We start from the raw sequence: 16,296 nt of genomic DNA, 5'->3' as shown, positions 1-16,296 counted from the left end.
CGAAACGTACCGCGGTGGCTGTTGTCGCAGTGGCCCAGCGGCGCTGGTGTGGCGAGGTCTGGCTGGGTCGGGGGCACCCTGGTCCCATAGGTTCGGACGAGGGTGCCCCCGACCCAACGGCGGCGGAGTGGGGTGGCGGGGTGAGTGGTTGGGTGAGGGGCGCCCTGGTCCCATAGGTTCGGACGAGGGTGCCCCCGACCCAATGGCGGCGGCGGGTTCCCGATCGGGCACCGTGTCGCGGCGAATGGCGGTTGCGGGTCGGCTGAGCTGCCAGGATGTGGCCGTGGATGCTCTGCGACGCGTCGGTCCGTGGATCGGCATCGTGCTGTTGCTGCCGTTGCTGATCCCGTTCCTGGTCAGCGGTCTGGTGATGCCCAGCTGGGCCGTCATCTTCTTCGTGTTCGTCTGGGTGGCGTTGGTCGTTCTCGCCCTCTACCTCTTCCGGCGCAAGCCCCTCGTCGTGCTGGCGTTGCCATTCGCCGGCTTCGCGTTCTGGCTGGCGTTCTGGCTGACCGGTGCGGCGATCTTCGACTGGACCGCCTAAAAGGAGTGCTCGTCGCCCGGAAACGTACCCTCGACAACGTCGCGCGCGAACGCCTGCGCGGCCTCGTCGAGGACTGAGGCGAGGTTCGCGTACTGCTTGACGAAGCGCGGCATCGGCCCGGTTCGCAGTCCGGCGAAGTCCTGCCACACCAGCACCTGGGCGTCGCAGTGCGGACCGGCGCCGATGCCGATCGTCGGTACGCGCAACGTCGCCGTGACCTCCTGCGCGACCGCCGCCGGCACCATCTCCAGCACGACGGCGAACGCACCGGCGTCCTGCACCGCGAGGGCGTCCTCGACGAGCCGCTTCGCCGCGTCGGACTCCCGTCCCTGCACGCGATAGCCGCCGAGCGCGTGCTCGCTCTGCGGTGTGAAGCCCAGGTGCCCCATCACGGGTACGCCGGACTCGACCAGCTTCGCGATCGCCGGCAGCACGGGGCGGCCGCCCTCGAGCTTCACCGCGTGCGCTCCGGCCTCCTTCATGAACCGCGCCGAGGTGAGGAACGCCTGCTCCGGCGACGCCTGGTACGAGCCGAACGGCAGATCCGCGACGACGAGGGCTCGCCGCGCCGAACGGACGACCGCGCGGGCGAGCGGGATCAGCTCGTCGACCGTGACCGGCAGCGAGGTCGCGTTGCCGTACACGTTGTTCGACGCCGAGTCGCCGACGAGCAGCACCGGGATGCCGGCACGGTCGAAGATCTCGGCCGCGTACTGCTCGTACGCGGTCAGCATCGCCCACCGCTCGCCGCGCTCCTTCAGCTCCATCAGGTGGGGGATCCGCACCCGCCGGGGAGCCGGAGCCGCACCACCGGCACCGCTGCCGTACGGGGCGGGAGTCTCGCTCATGCCCCCCATCCTGGCACCTCAGACCCGTGTCAGGCCCGCCAGCGGTAGCAGGGACAGCTCCGTCGACACCCACGTCGTCACGACCGCGTCGAGGTTCGGCAGCGCCGACTCCTCGATCGCGAACGCACGCGTCGGCGTGCTCGCGCCGAGCTCGACCAGCAGCGGGCGCAGGTGCACGTCGGCGGTCAGGCGGTGGATCGGTGCGGCCGCGACCGTGAACGGGATGGCGACGACACCTTCGAGTGCCCGGTTGTCGTAGCGGTCCAGGAACGCCTTCAGCAGCCCGGTGTAGCTGGCCTTGTAGACCGGCGTCGCGACGATCAGCACCGACGCGGTGCGTACGGTCTCCAGCGCGGCGTCCACCTCCGGGGAGCCGTCGAGTACGGCACCGCCGAATTCGGCCAGGTCGATGACGAAGGGCGTCGCGCCCAGCCCTGCGGCCAGCGCTTCGGCCGCCGCGCGCGTACGTGAAGCGGGTCGGGGATTGCCAACGAGAACGACGACGCGGTGCCCGTTTTCGTCGTGAACGTGGGGGGTCGGTGTGCTCACGGAAACTCCAATGCCATCTCAGTAGACGGTCTTCCCTAGTAATCCTACTGATTTAGTGGGTAATCTCGATGGCATGTCGCAGGTGGTTCTCCTCACGCAGCGGCGCGAGATCGATCAGATGCGCGTCGCCAGCGCAGTGTGTCGCTGACACCACACGTCCTCTCGTACCCGCACCACCTTCCCACCGCATCCACGCCACATTCACACGCCACAGGAAGCGACTTCCCCAATGCGTGCACGACCTGCTGCCCTCCTCGCGCTGCTCGCGGTGCTGGCGATCGCGAGCGCCTGCGCCAGGACAGAGGCCGATTCACCAGCCAGTACGGCGAAACTGGACACACCGCTCGCCGACACCGTTCCCGCGGGCACCAAGCTCATCGTCGGCGACCCACAGACCAAGGTGGCGTTGAAGCTCGCCGGACTCGACAAGTTCAGCTTCGAGGTCGAGTACGCGAACATCTCCGGCGGTCCGCAGACCACCGAAGCGTTCCGCGCCAACGCGCTCGACCTCGGCTCGGTCGCGGACATCCCGCCCATCCACGCCACCTGGACCGGACTGGACGTCCGCATCGTCGCGGCGCAGTTCCGCCAGGATCCGGTCAACCACCCGATCTACCAGTTCGGCATCGCGCCGGGCGTGACCGTCAAGACGCTCGCTGACCTGAAGGACAAGCGGATCGCCTACAGCCCCGGGCAGGCTCAGGGCGCATTGGTCCTGCGTGTGCTGCAGAAAGCGGGCCTGACGAAGACCGACGTCGAGCTCATCGAACTGCCGAGCACCGGCGACGTCTACCCGAACTCCCTGTCCAGCGGCCAGGTCGACGTCGCGCCCATCGGCGGGACCAACCTGAAGCGCTATCTCGCCAAGTACGGCAAGGACGGCGCGTCCGCGATCAAGCACGGCCTTCGTGACGATCCCGGCCACCTGTACGCACAGACCTCGACCCTCGCCGACCCCGCGAAGGCCGCGGCGATCAAGGAGTACGTCAAGGCCTGGGCACGCGCTCAGGTCTGGATCCGTGCACACCCCAAGGAATGGATCGAGGGCTATTACGTCAAGGACCAGGGCCTCACAGTCGAGGACGGTCAGTACCTCGTCGACGCGGCCGGCGCTCTCGACCTCCCCGCCAGCTGGGACGACGTGATCGCTCGCCATCAGCAGACCATCGACCTGCTCGCGAAGGAGACCGGGAACCCCTTGATCAAGGCCGAAGACCTCTACGACCGCCGCTACGAGAAGGTCGCCGCCGAGGCGCTCGAGGCAGGTGGGGGAACGTGACCGCGACCATCTCCACCTCCACTCGTGCGGTCGAGGCCACGCCGTTCTCGACGCCGCGGCGCCGCCGACGACTGGCGCTGGGAACGGCGATCCCGTTCGGCCCCGTCGTCGGCCCGCTACTGCTGCTCGCGATCTGGTCGGCGGGCTCGGCCACCGGGCTGATCGACCAGCGCATCCTGTCCGCGCCGTGGACGGTCGTCACGACCGCGGGCGAGCTCATCGCCGACGGACGACTGCAGTCCAACCTCGCGATCTCCACCCAGCGGGCGTTTCTCGGCCTGGGGATCGGGATCGTCGCCGGCACCGTGCTCGCGCTGATCTCCGGGTTGAGCCGGTGGGGCGAGGCCGTGCTCGACGGGCCGATCCAGATCAAGCGGGCGATCCCGTCGCTTGCCCTGCTGCCGTTGCTGATTCTGTGGTTCGGGATCGGCGAGACGATGAAGGTCACGACGATCGTGCTCGGGGTGTTCGTGCCGGTCTACATCCATACCCACAACGGACTGCGCAGCATCGACGCGCGGTACGTCGAGCTCGCGCAGACGGTCGGGCTTCGGTACGGCGCGTTCATCCGGCGCGTGGTGCTGCCCGGTGCGCTGCCGGGTTTCCTGCTGGGCTTGCGGTTCGCGGTCGTCGGCGCGTGGCTGTCGCTCGTCGTGGTCGAACAGATCAACGCGACCAGCGGCATCGGCTACATGATGGAGCTCGCCCGCACGTACGGCCAGACCGAGATCATCATCGTCGGCCTCGTGCTGTACGGCGTGCTCGGCCTGGCATCCGACGGCATCGTCCGACTCGTGCAGAGGAGGGCGCTGTCATGGCGACGCACGCTGGCGGACTGACCGCGACCCGGACGCGCGTGCACGAGCTGGTGCGCGGCTTCGGCGACCGTGCCGTGTTGAACGGGCTCGACCTGGACATCGCGCCGGGGGAGTTCGTCGCGCTGCTCGGTCGGAGCGGCTCGGGCAAGAGCACGTTGCTCCGGGCACTCGCGGGACTCGACGAATCGGTCACCGGATCGGGCGCGGTCGAGGTGCCTGCGAAGGTCTCGGTGGTCTTCCAGGACTCGCGGCTGCTGCCCTGGCAACGCGTCCTTGACAACGTCGTGCTCGGCCTCGACGGGCCCGAGGTCACCGAGCGTGGCCGCGCGAGCCTTGCCGAGGTGGGACTCGCGGGGAGGGAACGAGCTTGGCCCAATGAGCTTTCGGGCGGTGAGCAGCAGCGGGTCGCGCTCGCCCGTTCGCTCGTCCGCGAACCCGAGCTGCTGCTGGCGGACGAACCGTTCGGCAGCCTCGACGCGCTGACCCGGATCCGCATGCACGATCTGCTCCGGCAGCTCTGCGAACGGCATCGCCCGGCAGTCCTGCTCGTCACCCACGACGTCGACGAGGCGATCGTGCTCGCCGATCGCGTGCTGGTGTTGGACAACGGGCGGATCGGCGCCGAGCTGCAGGTCGAGATCCCGAAGCCGCGCGATCCCGCGGACCCACGGTTCGCCGAGCTGCGTACCTCCTTGTTGTCCCAGCTGGGCATCGAGAAAGAGCAACCATGACGAAGAAACTGTTGCATCTGAACGCGTTCCTGATGAGCACCGGTCACCACGAGGCGTCGTGGCGGCTGCCGGAGAGCAACCCGTACGCGAACACCGACATCGACCACTACCTGAACCTCGCCCGGATCGCCGAGCGCGGAAAGTTCGACTCGGTGTTCTTCGCCGACGCGCCCGCGTTGTTCGCCGAGGTCGGTCGCCGGCCCTCGGGTTCGATCGAGCCGACCGTGCTGCTCACCGCGATCGCGGCGGCGACCGAACGGATCGGGCTGATCGCGACGGCTTCGACGACGTACAACGATCCGTTCAACCTGGCAAGGCGATTCGCCTCGGTCGATCACGTGAGCGGCGGCCGTGCGGGCTGGAACATCGTCACGACCGCGTCGCCGGACGCCGCGAAGAACTTCGGCCTCGACGATCAGCCGCTGCATGCCGATCGGTACGAACGTGCGACCGAGTTCGTTGACGTGTCACGCAAACTGTGGGACTCGTGGGAGGACGACGCGACGCTCGCGGACAAGGCGTCCGGCGTGTGGGCGGACTCCTCGCGGGTGCATCCGATCGAGCATGTCGGCAAGTACTTCAAGGTGCGTGGGCCGCTCAACGTTCCGCGTTCGCCGCAAGGGCATCCGCTGCTCGTCCAGGCTGGTTCGTCGGAGGACGGGAAGCAGTTCGCGGCGACGTACGCAGAGGCGGTGTTCACCGCGCAGCAGACGCTCGCCGACGCGCAGGCGTTCTATACGGACCTGAAACGGCGGGCGGCCGGGTTGGGGCGGGACCCGGACAGCGTGAAGATCCTGCCCGGGATCGTTCCGGTGCTCGGCGCCACGGAGGCCGAGGCACGCGAACGGGAGGAGGAGCTGGATCGGCTGATCGTGCCGGAGTACGCACGGATCCAGCTCGCGAAGACGTTGCGCGTCGCGCCGTCGGAGCTGGCGTTCGACCGCGAGCTGCCGGCCGACCTGCCCGACGAGGACGAGATCGAGGGCGCGAAGAGCCGGTACACGTTGATCGTCACGTTGGCGCGTCGTGAGCGGCTGACCGTACGGCAGCTGATCGGGCGGCTGGGTGGCGGCCGCGGGCACCGGACGTTCAGCGGCACGCCGGAGCAGGTGGCCGACGCGCTGGAGTCGTGGGCGTCGCAGGGTGCGGCCGACGGGTTCAACGTGATGCCGGCGGTGTTGCCGTCGGGTTTGGAGGACTTCGTCGAGCACGTGATCCCGATCCTGCGGCAGCGCGAGTTGTTCCGGACCGAGTACACGGGGCAGACGCTGCGCGAGCACTACGGCCTGTCGCGGCCGTCGAGCCAGTACGAGCGCGTTCTGCAGGAGGTGGCGTCGTGACGATCTCGGCTGACCTGGGTACGGCGATCGACGCCGAGCGGTACCGCGCGGTCTTTCGCCGGTACGCGGCTGGCGTCGTGGTGGTGACCGCCGACGCAGGACTGGGGCCGGCGGGGTTCACAGCGACGTCGCTGGCTTCCATTTCGCTGGACCCGCCGCTGGTGTCGTTCGCCTTGTCCACGGGGGCGTCGAGTTGGCCGACCATCGCGGCCGCCTCGACGGTGGTGGTGAACTTCCTGGCGGCGGGCCAGCATGGGTTGGCGGGTCGGTTCGCGACGAGCGGGATCGACCGCTTCGCGGCACCGACGTTGTGGTCGCGGCTGCCGTCGGGGGAGCCGGTGCTGGACGAGGCGGTCGGCTTCCTGCACGGCTCCGTACGGCACCGCTATCCAGTGGGTGACCACCACCTGGTGGTCGCGGAGATCACGCACGCGACGCTGGCCGACCACCCGCCGCTGGTCTACCACGAGGGGGGTTACCGCACTGTTGCCTAACCGCGGGTGACGCGGATGTGGCCGAACGTCGAGTGGCCGGTGATGCGGATGACGGGGCCGTCGTCGCTGGACGCGGGGGACTCCGGCAGCGTGCGTTTGCCGAACGTCGCGCTGCCGCCGTTCCCCACCAGCCGCGCATTGTCGGGGATGCGGATCTCGACCTTGCCGAACGCGGAGTTGGCGACGATCGTGACGCCGCCGTGGGGGATCTGCGCGTGGCGGAGGTCGAGGACGATCGCGCCGAACGTGGCGCGCGCCTCGAAGCGGGGCGGCACCTCCCACTGTCCGACGCGGCGCACCTTGCTGAACAGGGCCCTCGCCCGTTCGTCCGGCGCCACCTCGATCGCGCCGGCGGCCGGCCTCGTGGCGGGGAGGTCGCGGGTGATCGGGGCGAGCTCGCCGACGGTCTTGGCGGCGAAGACGGCACCAAGTCGTTCCTCGTGCTCGGTGGGGCTCAACCGTCCGGTCGCGAGGGCTTCGCGCAGGGTGTCGGCGACGCGGTCACGGTCCTCGTCCGACGCGCGCAGGTCGGGCGATTCAGCAGGCTGCATGGTCACCTGCCGCAGGATAGACCGTCAGTTGGGGATCATCCTCGCGATCACGTCGTTGGCTCGTTTCGGGTCGGGGGTGACCTTGGCGAGCTCCTGCCAGAGGGTGGTCTTGCGTTCGCGCAGGGACAGGGCGGTGGCGCACCAGGCGGGGGCCCAGCCGAGCTCGAGGCACCAGGCGCCCCAGCCGGCGTCGCCGGAGCTGCCCCAGTACGCCCATCGGTCGAAGTCGAACGAGCGGAACCAGCCGCCGTTCAGCTCTTGCCGGTCGCTCTTGGTCTGGATCCTGATGAGGTAGTCGGCGAGTCTGTCGGCGCCTTCGCTTGCCTTGGTGTCGTTGAGTACCGCGGCGGCCTCGTGCAGGCCGAGGAGTGCGAACCCGGTCGTGTAGAGCTGGTCCGAGGCCGAGTCGCCGGTCTGGAAGATGATCGGCTCCTCGGTGGTGCCGTACTCCTCGTTCGTCTCGGCGACCTTGAACAGCGCGATCCCGCCGGCCTCGATCTCCGCGATCCCGCCGCTGCTGTCCTGGTGGCTGAGCAGTGCGTCGACGACTGCTGCCAGCCAGCCGCGGACCTGGTCGTTCGGGTCGATGCGCAGCTGCCAGGCCAGCGGCAGCATCACTCGGGCCAGCTCGGTGACGTCGTTGCGGCGCCAGCCGCCTGGGAACGCTTCCATCATCGTGCTCAGTCCGTTGCGGGCCTGTTCTTTGAACGGCTCGTAGCCGGTCGCCTGGTACGCCCACTGGTAGCAGGCCCAGAGGTAGGCCTCGAAGTGCGCGCTCTGGTTGATCACGTCGCCGTCGAAGTAGTGCTGCCAGCCGTTCGCTTCCAGCTGCGGCATGTCGATGCGGTCGCCGCGGTGGCCCTTCCTTCCGGTGGTGCGGAAGTTCGCGGTGATCGCGGTGATCAGCTGCTCGTCCCAGTCGGTTTGGCCTAGTGCGGATCGGGTGAGCAGCCAGGCCAGGATCACCCGGGCGTTGTCGTCGCCGTAGTTCGCGATCTCCCAGGCGGGGAGGCCGGTACCCCAGCCGATCAGGCCGTACGCCGGATGGTTTGGGTCGGCTCTTTCTTTGCCACACAGGCCCGATCTGCCGCGCAGGTATTCGATCAGGTTCCTTGCTGTCTCGTGGTCGGCTGGGGTGCCGTCGAGGGCGAACGCCATCGCGGTCTCGGCCACGCAGTCGGCCCGCAGCGCCATCCTTGCTCGTTGCGTTCCGTCGGCCTGGATGGTGGACTCGTAGCCCTCGGCGACTCCCCAGCTGCCGCCACCTTCTCCGGCCGGTAGGTGCTCGATGTCGGCTGCTTCGCCGGTGTGCATCAGCTCTCGTACGGCGCGTTCCTGGTCTTCTGTGAGGAGCATTCTCGACTGGCGCAGCCACCGCTGGTAGTCGGCGACCGCTTGCGTCTCCGCGTTCTCTGCCAACGGCTCGTCGCGGTCGTAACGTGGCGTCACTACCGCCGTGCCGCTCAGGGTCACGTCGGCGTTCAAGACGCTGAGGATCCCTTGCCATAGGGCGATCCAGCCTTGGTACGGCTCGTACCTTGCCCGCACGAACCTGCTCAGCTGGGTGGTGGCGACGAGGATCTTCGTGTCGGGGAGCTTGTAGAGCAGTGAGTTCGCTGAGTCTGGGAGGCCGAAGACGGCGGTGTCGAAGCCGGCTACGTGGGCCAGCCAGAGCAGGGTGTCGGGCTGGCTGGTGGGGAGGTAGTGGCAGGCGTGGACGGCTAGGAGGCTGTGCTTCGGGCCGAGCCTTGGGTCCTCGATGACGACGCGTTCCAGGACCGCCGTCGCCGGCTCTGCGTTCGCTGGGTGCTGGGGGAACTCGACGAGGACGGAGAGGTCCTTGTCTGTGGCGGCTTTGACCAGCTCTGGCGGGAAGTCGGTTCGTCGATCGGGGTAGCCGTCCGCCAGGACGAGGACCGCGTCCCCTGGCTCAGCCGCTGCGATCGCTTCGGCCGGGTCGTCGTAGCGCGGTGGCTCCGACGCGAGGGCACGGTAGAGGTCGTTGTCCGCGTCGCAGCAGAACAGAAGGCCGGTCATGACTCACCACGCTAGTCATGATCACCTTGGCTGGCACTCAACAGCTTTAGACCAATGGCCTCGTTACTGGGGTGTGGTTTGGGTTGCATTCCTGTGCGGCCAGCTCGCCCATCGCCAGCGCCGCCATCTGCTGCGTCACCCGCGTAGCGCCGCCCTGGCCACCGTGCGCGCAGCGCCGCCTCGCCATTGGGGTTGCGACTTCCCTAGCCCGAATGGGGTTTGCAACGTGGCAGGGTGCCCCGAAACCCCGTTCTGCTAAGGGAAGTGGCGCTAGCTGTGGACGACGAGGCCGACCTCTGCCGTGCGCCCTCAGCTGCGGCTGGGCTGGAGACTTGTTCTACGGATCTCGGTCGAGAAGGCGAGACCTCTCGAACAGCTCGCGAGTCTGTGCGGATCTCTGCGCTCGGACCATCCCGCATCGTGACTTTACCCACCAAGGGGGCGTTCCCAGCTCCTTCGAGCACCCTCGGAACGCCCTCCTCATGGGCAAAGTCGGCCAGCTGTCGTGATCATGAGCGTGATCATGAAGGCGAACCCGCCGTATACGACCGATTTGGCTTCATGATCACGTTCATGATCACGGGCGGGTTGGATGAAGGTGCCCTTCATCCAACGGCAGTCGTGGCGGGCGAAGCTCCCTGGTTTGTGACGCTGTCTTGGTGCGGTGCCAGATGAGAGCTGTCCGGGAGTTGGTGCTCTCGGGGTCTGTGGCGGCGGTCGATGGTGGCCACCTGTTTTTCACGCGCCGCCCCTCCCCCCGGAACAGGTGTCCCGGGGGAGGTTCCTTCTTGCTGGGTCTGCTGCCAGGTTGCGGCCGGTTGTGGACCCCTGGTCTCTTGTTGCTGAGATGAAGCCGGGCTTTCGGTCGGTAGGTTGGTGATATGCGATTCATTGTTTACGGTGCTGGTGCCATCGGCGGCGTTCTTGGTGCTCGGCTTGCTGGTGCTGGCAAGGACGTCGTACTCATCGCCCGCGGTGCGCATCTCGAGGCCATCCGACGCGACGGACTCACGGTCGAGGCTCCGAGCGGCCGGACCGTCCATCCCATCAAGGCCGCCGCCCACCCTGCTGAGATCGAGTGGACACAGGGCGACGTCGCCCTCCTCGCGATGAAGGGCATGGACACCGAGGCTGCCCTCCGCGAGCTCGCTGCCGTCGCTCCGCCCGAGACCCCGATCGTCTGCGTCCAGAACGGCGTCGCGAACGAGCGGGCCGCTCTTCGCATGTTCGCCAACGTGTACGGCGTCTGCGTCATGTTCCCCGCCACGCACCTCGAGCCCGGCGTCGTCCAGGCCCAGTCTGAGCCCATCACCGGCCTGCTCGACCTCGGCCGCTACCCCGAGGGTGTCGACGACACCGCGGAGGCCATTGCCGCGGCGCTCAGGGACGCCACGTTCGAGTCCGTTCCGCGCCCGGACATCATGCGCTGGAAGTACACCAAGCTGCTGATGAACCTCGGCAACTCCATCGACGCCCTCTGCGGACGCGACGAGGACCGGAGCGACGTCCTCGCGAGGATCCGCGAAGAAGGCGAGGCCGCACTCGCCGCGGCTGGCATCACGTTCACCCCCTGGGAGACCGATCGGGAACGCCGCGGCGACCTCCTTCAGGTCAAGCCGATCAACGGGCAGCAGCGGTCCGGCGGCTCCTCCTGGCAGAGCCTCGCCAGGGGCACCGGCTCGATCGAGGCCGACTACCTGAACGGCGAGATCGTCCTCCTCGGCCGGCTACATGGCGTAGAAACCCCAGTCAACGAGCTCGCGAGAAGGCTCGCCAACCAGGCCGCACGCGCGGGCACCCCGCCCGGATCGTTCACTCCTGACCGGATTCTGGAGCTCGTTCACTAGCGGCCACTTGCTGCCGCGAGCCTTGCCACGCGCGACGAGCCCGGCTTACGTTTTCAACGTTGTAGCCGCCCGGTGTCCGCACACAAGGGGAGCGGTCATGTCGTTGTCGTCGCACTCGAAGCTCCGTCCGCTGGCCATCCTGGGCGCGCTCTTCGCGCTGCTGGCGGCGACGTTCGTCCCACTGTCAGCCGAGGCGGACGCGCCGACGTTCACCAATCCCATCGCGACCAACCGGTCGGACCCGCACGTCATCAAGCACGCCGGCAAGTACTACTACACGAGCACCGACGGCTGCGTCGGCGGCTGGGTGTGCGTGTGGGAGTCGACCACGATCACCGGCCTCGGCTCGGCGACCCGGCACCAGGTGTGGCAGGTCCCGGCGTGCCCCGCGATCAACTGCGCGGAGATCTGGGCACCCGAGATCCACGTCCTGAACGGGAAGGCCTACATCTACTACGCCGCGGACAACGGCGACAACGCCAACCACCGGATCTTCGTCCTCGAGGCGACCACGAGCAGCCCGACCGGCCCGTACGCCGAGGCGAACACCGGGCAGCCGCACGGCAAGCTGTTCGAAGCCTCCGACCGGTGGGCGATCGACCTCAACGTGATGCAGACGAGCAGCGGCCAGCTGTACGCGCTGTGGTCGGGCTGGGCGGCCGGCCCCGGTCCGCAGAACCTCTACATCGCGCCGATGAGCGACCCGCTGCACCTCAGCGGCCCGCGCGTCCTGATCTCGCAGCCCGACCGGCCGTGGGAGGTCGTCGACCTGCAGGTGAACGAGGGCCCGGTCGGCTTCCAGCGGAACGGCAAGACCTACATCAGCTACTCCGCTAGCGGTTGCTGGACCGACAGCTACTCCGTCGGGCTGCTGGTCAACAGCACCGGCGACCTGCTCAACCCGGCGGCCTGGGTGAAGACCGGACCGCACTTCAAGTACAACAACGGCGTGAAGGCGTCCGCTTCGATCGTGCCGATCCAGACCGTGACCGGCAACGAGGACTGGTTCGTCTACCACGCCAACACCGCCGGCTGCGACCCCGGCCGCGTGCTGAGCGCGCAGCGGCTGTACTGGGACACCGACGGAACGCCCTTGCTGGGTTACCCGATCGCGAACGGCGTGCAGCTCACCGCGCCGAACGGTGAGCTCGGTTCGACCGGCAGCCCGAATCCGTACGACCAAGGCTGGGGCAACGCGTTCGGCGACCTCGCGCAGGGCGTGAACGACGGGCTGCGCAGCGGCAGCTGGTCGATCGCAAGCCCGACGGCCGCGAACGTCACCGCACCAGGTGGGGCGGCCTGGACGCGGTTGTTCCGCGCGAGCAACCCCAACTACGAGACGTACACGGTGTCGGTCGACGTGCAGTGGGTCGCGACCGGGACGACGTCGGGGTTCCCCAAGTACGGGATCTACGCCACGTACGAGGACCGCGACAACCACGTCGAGGTGTTCATCGACCGGCAGTTCAACGTGCTCGCGACGCACGCGGTCGTGCAGGGCGTCGAGCAGGCGTGGCAGAACGCGCCACTGCCGGCGGGCTTCGACCCCGCGGCGTTCCACCAGCTGCGCGTGGTGAAGAACGGCGCGACGTACCGGTTCCTGCTCGACGGCGTCCAGCTGCAGCAGCGCACGTTCCCCGGCGCGTTCCCGGTGCTGCTGAACGGGCAGACCGGCCTCGTCACCGAGGACACCGCCGCCAACTACCGCAACTGGGCCGTCACAGGGACGTTTTAGAGGCGTACGCCGCCTGCGGTGACTGCGTGGCGAGCTTGCCGCCGCTGATGTCGATGAGCGTGCCGGTGATGTAGGCGGCCTGGTCGGAGCAGAGGAAGCAGACCAGGTTGGCGATGTCCTCCGTGGTGCCCCAACGGCGCACGGTCAGCATGTCCAGCATCTTGTCCTGGTCCTCGGGCGACCGCTCGGCGAAGTGGTTGAGCTGGGTGGGGATCATGCCCGGCGCGTACGCGTTCACCGTGATGCCCCACGGGCCGAGCTCGCCCGCGAGCGCGCGGCTGAAGTGGGCGACGGCGGCCTTCGCCGACGCGTAGGCGGTGTGCCCGACGGTCGGCACGAGCGCGGCGAACGAAGAGGCGTTGATGATCCGGCCCCAGCGCTGCGCCTTCATGTGCGGGACGACGGCCTTGGACGCGAGGAACGTCCCGTTGAGGTTGACGTCGTGGCAGTAGCGCCAGGACTCCTCGGAGAGCGAGTCGACAGAGCCGGTCGCGACGACGCCGGCGTTGTTGACGAGGATGTCGATGCGGCCGAACTCCTGGTGCGCCGCGTCGACGGCCTTCGTGAGGTCCTCGAGTGAGGTGACGTCGCAGATCAGCTGCAGCGACGGGAGGTCGTGGCCAGAAAGCTCCTGGGTGAGGTCGGCGAGGTTGGCCTCGTTCACGTCGAGGGCGACCGTCCGTACGCCCTCCTCGGCGAACCGGCGTACGAGGTCGCGGCCGATGCCGCGCGCCGCCCCGGTGACGACGGCGACGCGTCCGTTCAGGTCGATGTGCATGCCCGTATGCCTTTCTAGGCCTGAGGTGGAGGTTGGGAACGTGCCGACCAGGTGGCGCCAGCGCTGGCCGCGATCACCAGGCCGATCGCGACGAGCTGGAGGACGGCGAGCCGCTGGTGCAGCACGAGGTAGCCGGCGAGTGCCGCGACGCCGGGCTCGAGGCTCATCAGAACGCCGAACGTCCGTGGGGGAATCCTGCGCAGCGCCATGACCTCGAGCGTGTACGGAAGCGCGGACGAGGCGATCGCGACGGCGAGCCCGAGTGCCAGCACCGTCGGGTGGAGGAGGTCGGTGCCGCGGGCGACGATGCCGATCGGGAGCGTGAAGATCGTGGAGACGATCAGGGCGACAGCGACCGCCGCGGCGCCGGGGAATCGCCTGCTGGCTTGCGATCCGAGCAGGATGTAAGCGGCCCAGCAGGCGCCGGCGGCGAGAGCGAAGAGCACGCCGACCACGTTCAGCCGCTCGAGTCCACCCTCGCTGAGCAGGAACACGCCGACGCCGGCGAGCAGGACCCAGACGAGGTCGCGGAGCTTGCGGGACATGACGACCGCGAGGCCGAGTGGGCCGATGAACTCGAACGTGACCGCGGCGCCGAGCGGCAGGCGGGCGGCGGCCTCGTAGAAGCACAGGTTCATCACGCCGAGCGCGACACCGAAGCTCAGGCCGACCAGGATGTCCTGCCGCGAGTGAGCCTTGAGCTTCGGCCGGACGATCGCGACGACGATGATCGCGGCGAGCACCGTACGCAGGGTGGTCGCGCCGATCGCGCCGACGTGCTCGATCAGCAGTACGGCCAGCGCCGCGCCGAACTGGAGGGACACCGCACCGGCGAGCAACAGGGCGACGGCCTGGGTCTCGCCGCGCCCATGCGGTGCGGGGTCGTTCACACGTCGAACGTACCGGCCCGCCCCTCCGCCTAGGTGCGCGGAGCTTCGCCGGGTGGGGCCACCTTCTCGGGCACGGGCGGCTGAGCGGCCGGGGGAGTGCCGGCGGGAGAGGTCTCGCGCCAGCCGTTCGTGATCGGCAGCCGGCGGTCGCGGCCGAAGGCCTTGAACGAGATCTTCGGGCCTGGCGGGTACTGGCGCCGCTTGTACTCCGCGGCGTCGACCATCCGGATCACGCGTTCCACCAACGCCGGCTCGAAGCCCGCCGCGATCAGCTCGCCCGAGCCCGCGTCCTGCTCCACGTAGTCGTCGAGGATGTCGTCGAGCAGGTCGTACGGCGGCAGCGAGTCCGTGTCGAGCTGGCCCGGCCGCAGCTCCGCCGAAGGCGGCTTCACGATCGAGCTCTCCGGGATCGGCGGCGTCTCGCCCATGTCGCGCGCGACCTGGTTGCGCCAGCGGGCCAGGCGCCACACGTACGTTTTCGGCACATCCTTCAACGGGGCAAAGGCGCCGACCGCGTCGCCGTACATCGTCGAGTACCCGACGGCGAGCTCGCTCTTGTTGCCGGCCGCCAGCACCAGGTGGTTCTCCTGGTTGGCGACACCCATCCAGAGCATGCCGCGGATACGGGCCTGCAGGTTCTCCTCGGCGACCCCTGTCAACTCCACGTTGCCCAGGAACGCCGAGACCATCGGCTCGATCGCGATCACGCGGTAGTTGAGGCCGGTCCGGCGCGCGAGCTCAGCGGCGTCGTCCTTGGAGTGCTCGGAGGAGTACCGGCTCGGGTTGGAGATCCCGTTGACGTTCTCGGCCCCCAGCGCGTCGCAGGCGATCGCCGCGGTCAGCGCGGAGTCGATGCCTCCGGACAGGCCGATCACGACGCTGGAGAAGCCGTTCTTGTGGACGTAGTCGCGCAGCCCGGTGACGATCGCCGTGTAGATCTCGGCCTCGTCCTCCAGCCGCGGCGCCAACCCGGCGGGCACCGGCGCGTAGCGGGCGAGAGGAGTCTCGGAGATCACCGAACGGTCGATCCGGATCCCCGCGTAGTGGTCCTGCCCGTGCGCGCCGGACGCGAGGTCGAGGTCGAGTGTCAGCAGGCCCTCGCTGAACTGGGGCGCGCGGGCCAGCACGTCGCCCTGCTCGTCGACCACGATCGAGTCGCCGTCGAAGACCAGCTCGTCCTGGCCGCCGACCAGGTTGACGTACGCGAGCGGGCACATCGCCTCGCGCGCCCTTCGAGTGACGAGCTCGAGGCGGGAGTCGTCCTTGTTCAGCTCGTACGGCGAAGCATTGATCGTCAGCAGCAGCCCGGCCCCGGCGGCGCGGGCTGCGGCGACGGGGCCGCCGTCCTGCCAGAGGTCCTCGCAGACCGCGACCGCGATGTCGACGCCGTGGATGCGTACGACCGGCAGCGTCTCGCCGGGCACGAAGTAGCGGAACTCGTCGAACACGCCGTAGTTCGGCAGGTGGTGCTTCGCCGACCGGGTGACGACCTCGCCGCCCCAGATGACCGCGGCGGCGTCGTACGGCGACCCCTTCGGGCGGCCGACCCGGTCGACGGCGCCCTCGGCCTTGTCGAGGTATCCGACGATGACCGCGACGTCCCCGTGGCCTTCTCCGGCCAGGCGCTTGGCGAGGTCGACGATCGCGGTGCGGGAGGCCTCGACGAAGGACGAGCGGAGCGCGAGATCCTCGACGGGGTAGCCAGTCAGGGCCATCTCCGGGAACGCGACGACGTGCGCGCCTTGCTCGGCCGCGTGGCGGACCCAGCGCACGATCGTGTCCGCGTTCCCCGCGATGTCGCCGACCGTGACGTTCAGCTGGGCGAGGGCGAGGCGTATCTGGGGCACGCCCCGAG

At 68.8% G+C, this 16,296-nt stretch carries 15 protein-coding genes; 8 read left to right on the top strand and 7 right to left on the bottom strand.

Going from position 1 to position 16,296, the window contains the following annotated elements:
• Window positions 1-283: 283 nt before the first annotated feature.
• Complete coding sequence (locus JOD67_RS27135) at window positions 284-544, top strand: hypothetical protein (RefSeq protein WP_205120531.1); 261 nt, start codon at window positions 284-286, stop codon at window positions 542-544.
• On the opposite strand, the gene panB is transcribed toward JOD67_RS27135, so the two are convergent.
• A complete protein-coding gene (panB, locus tag JOD67_RS27130) occupies window positions 541-1,392 on the bottom strand; it encodes a 3-methyl-2-oxobutanoate hydroxymethyltransferase (RefSeq protein ID WP_205120530.1) in 852 nt (283 codons plus the stop codon). The two genes, JOD67_RS27135 and panB, sit on opposite strands and share 4 nt — an antisense overlap.
• Window positions 1,393-1,410: 18 nt before the next feature.
• Window positions 1,411-1,941 (bottom strand): NADPH-dependent FMN reductase, encoded by a 531-nt coding sequence (locus JOD67_RS27125; RefSeq protein ID WP_205120529.1) that lies wholly within the window; start codon window positions 1,939-1,941, stop codon window positions 1,411-1,413.
• A 229-nt stretch (window positions 1,942-2,170) separates the two neighbouring features.
• On the opposite strand from JOD67_RS27125, the gene JOD67_RS27120 reads away from it, so the two are divergent.
• The 5 genes from JOD67_RS27120 to JOD67_RS27100 are packed head-to-tail and all read left to right on the top strand — an operon-like array spanning window position 2,171 to window position 6,603.
• On the top strand, window positions 2,171-3,220 hold the full coding sequence (locus tag JOD67_RS27120; protein ID WP_205120528.1) for an ABC transporter substrate-binding protein: 1,050 nt from the start codon (window positions 2,171-2,173) through the stop codon (window positions 3,218-3,220).
• On the top strand, window positions 3,217-4,059 hold the full coding sequence (locus JOD67_RS40465; RefSeq protein ID WP_307782567.1) for an ABC transporter permease: 843 nt from the start codon (window positions 3,217-3,219) through the stop codon (window positions 4,057-4,059). Before JOD67_RS27120 ends, JOD67_RS40465 begins: the two co-directional genes overlap by 4 nt.
• Window positions 4,035-4,769 carry an ABC transporter ATP-binding protein gene (locus JOD67_RS27110; RefSeq protein WP_205120527.1) on the top strand — a complete coding sequence of 245 codons (735 nt, stop codon included), beginning with the start codon at window positions 4,035-4,037 and terminating at the stop codon, window positions 4,767-4,769. Before JOD67_RS40465 ends, JOD67_RS27110 begins: the two co-directional genes overlap by 25 nt.
• The gene (locus tag JOD67_RS27105; RefSeq protein ID WP_205120526.1) at window positions 4,766-6,109 is read left to right on the top strand and encodes an LLM class flavin-dependent oxidoreductase; all 1,344 of its coding nucleotides are present in this window, start codon (window positions 4,766-4,768) and stop codon (window positions 6,107-6,109) included. Before JOD67_RS27110 ends, JOD67_RS27105 begins: the two co-directional genes overlap by 4 nt.
• A complete protein-coding gene (locus JOD67_RS27100; protein ID WP_205120525.1) occupies window positions 6,106-6,603 on the top strand; it encodes a flavin reductase family protein in 498 nt (165 codons plus the stop codon). The genes JOD67_RS27105 and JOD67_RS27100 overlap by 4 nt, the downstream gene beginning before the upstream one ends.
• Here the strand turns inward: JOD67_RS27100 and JOD67_RS27095 are convergent.
• Window positions 6,600-7,154 carry a DUF1707 SHOCT-like domain-containing protein gene (locus JOD67_RS27095; protein ID WP_239555662.1) on the bottom strand — a complete coding sequence of 185 codons (555 nt, stop codon included), beginning with the start codon at window positions 7,152-7,154 and terminating at the stop codon, window positions 6,600-6,602. The two genes, JOD67_RS27100 and JOD67_RS27095, sit on opposite strands and share 4 nt — an antisense overlap.
• Window positions 7,155-7,178: 24 nt before the next feature.
• On the bottom strand, window positions 7,179-9,191 hold the full coding sequence (locus tag JOD67_RS27090) for a hypothetical protein (RefSeq protein WP_205120523.1): 2,013 nt from the start codon (window positions 9,189-9,191) through the stop codon (window positions 7,179-7,181).
• Between the two features lie 881 nt (window positions 9,192-10,072).
• On the opposite strand from JOD67_RS27090, the gene JOD67_RS27085 reads away from it, so the two are divergent.
• Together JOD67_RS27085 and JOD67_RS27080 are read left to right on the top strand one after the other, a co-directional pair.
• Complete coding sequence (locus JOD67_RS27085) at window positions 10,073-11,038, top strand: ketopantoate reductase family protein (protein ID WP_205120522.1); 966 nt, start codon at window positions 10,073-10,075, stop codon at window positions 11,036-11,038.
• A gap of 97 nt (window positions 11,039-11,135) precedes the next feature.
• Window positions 11,136-12,773 carry a glycoside hydrolase family 43 protein gene (locus tag JOD67_RS27080; RefSeq protein ID WP_205120521.1) on the top strand — a complete coding sequence of 546 codons (1,638 nt, stop codon included), beginning with the start codon at window positions 11,136-11,138 and terminating at the stop codon, window positions 12,771-12,773.
• Here JOD67_RS27080 and JOD67_RS27075 read toward each other — a convergent pair.
• The 3 genes from JOD67_RS27075 to JOD67_RS27065 are packed head-to-tail and all read right to left on the bottom strand — an operon-like array spanning window position 12,757 to window position 16,288.
• Window positions 12,757-13,551 carry an SDR family NAD(P)-dependent oxidoreductase gene (locus JOD67_RS27075; RefSeq protein ID WP_205120520.1) on the bottom strand — a complete coding sequence of 265 codons (795 nt, stop codon included), beginning with the start codon at window positions 13,549-13,551 and terminating at the stop codon, window positions 12,757-12,759. The two genes, JOD67_RS27080 and JOD67_RS27075, sit on opposite strands and share 17 nt — an antisense overlap.
• 14 nt (window positions 13,552-13,565) lie before the next feature.
• Window positions 13,566-14,441 (bottom strand): EamA family transporter, encoded by an 876-nt coding sequence (locus tag JOD67_RS27070; protein ID WP_205120519.1) that lies wholly within the window; start codon window positions 14,439-14,441, stop codon window positions 13,566-13,568.
• 29 nt (window positions 14,442-14,470) lie between these two features.
• Window positions 14,471-16,288: an NAD+ synthase gene (locus JOD67_RS27065; RefSeq protein WP_205120518.1), complete on the bottom strand. Its 1,818-nt coding sequence runs from the start codon at window positions 16,286-16,288 to the stop codon at window positions 14,471-14,473.
• Window positions 16,289-16,296: the final 8 nt, after the last annotated feature.

Origin of the sequence: Tenggerimyces flavus (assembly GCF_016907715.1) — a bacterium.
Taxonomy (GTDB): domain Bacteria; phylum Actinomycetota; class Actinomycetes; order Propionibacteriales; family Actinopolymorphaceae; genus Tenggerimyces; species Tenggerimyces flavus.
The sequence above is the reverse complement of the archived record's forward strand: the minus strand, read 5'-3'. Positions and strand labels throughout refer to the sequence as shown.

Excerpts from the sequence above, each read along its gene's own strand:
- panB (WP_205120530.1), bottom strand. The coding sequence starts at position 1,392 with ATGAGCGAGACTCCCGCCCCGTACGGCAGCGGTGCCGGTGGTGCGGCT.
- JOD67_RS27120 (WP_205120528.1), top strand. The coding sequence starts at position 2,171 with ATGCGTGCACGACCTGCTGCCCTCCTCGCGCTGCTCGCGGTGCTGGCG.
- JOD67_RS27110 (WP_205120527.1), top strand. The coding sequence starts at position 4,035 with ATGGCGACGCACGCTGGCGGACTGACCGCGACCCGGACGCGCGTGCAC.
- JOD67_RS27105 (WP_205120526.1), top strand. The coding sequence starts at position 4,766 with ATGACGAAGAAACTGTTGCATCTGAACGCGTTCCTGATGAGCACCGGT.
- JOD67_RS27095 (WP_239555662.1), bottom strand. The coding sequence starts at position 7,154 with ATGCAGCCTGCTGAATCGCCCGACCTGCGCGCGTCGGACGAGGACCGT.
- JOD67_RS27090 (WP_205120523.1), bottom strand. The coding sequence starts at position 9,191 with ATGACCGGCCTTCTGTTCTGCTGCGACGCGGACAACGACCTCTACCGT.
- JOD67_RS27085 (WP_205120522.1), top strand. The coding sequence starts at position 10,073 with ATGCGATTCATTGTTTACGGTGCTGGTGCCATCGGCGGCGTTCTTGGT.
- JOD67_RS27080 (WP_205120521.1), top strand. The coding sequence starts at position 11,136 with ATGTCGTTGTCGTCGCACTCGAAGCTCCGTCCGCTGGCCATCCTGGGC.
- JOD67_RS27075 (WP_205120520.1), bottom strand. The coding sequence starts at position 13,551 with ATGCACATCGACCTGAACGGACGCGTCGCCGTCGTCACCGGGGCGGCG.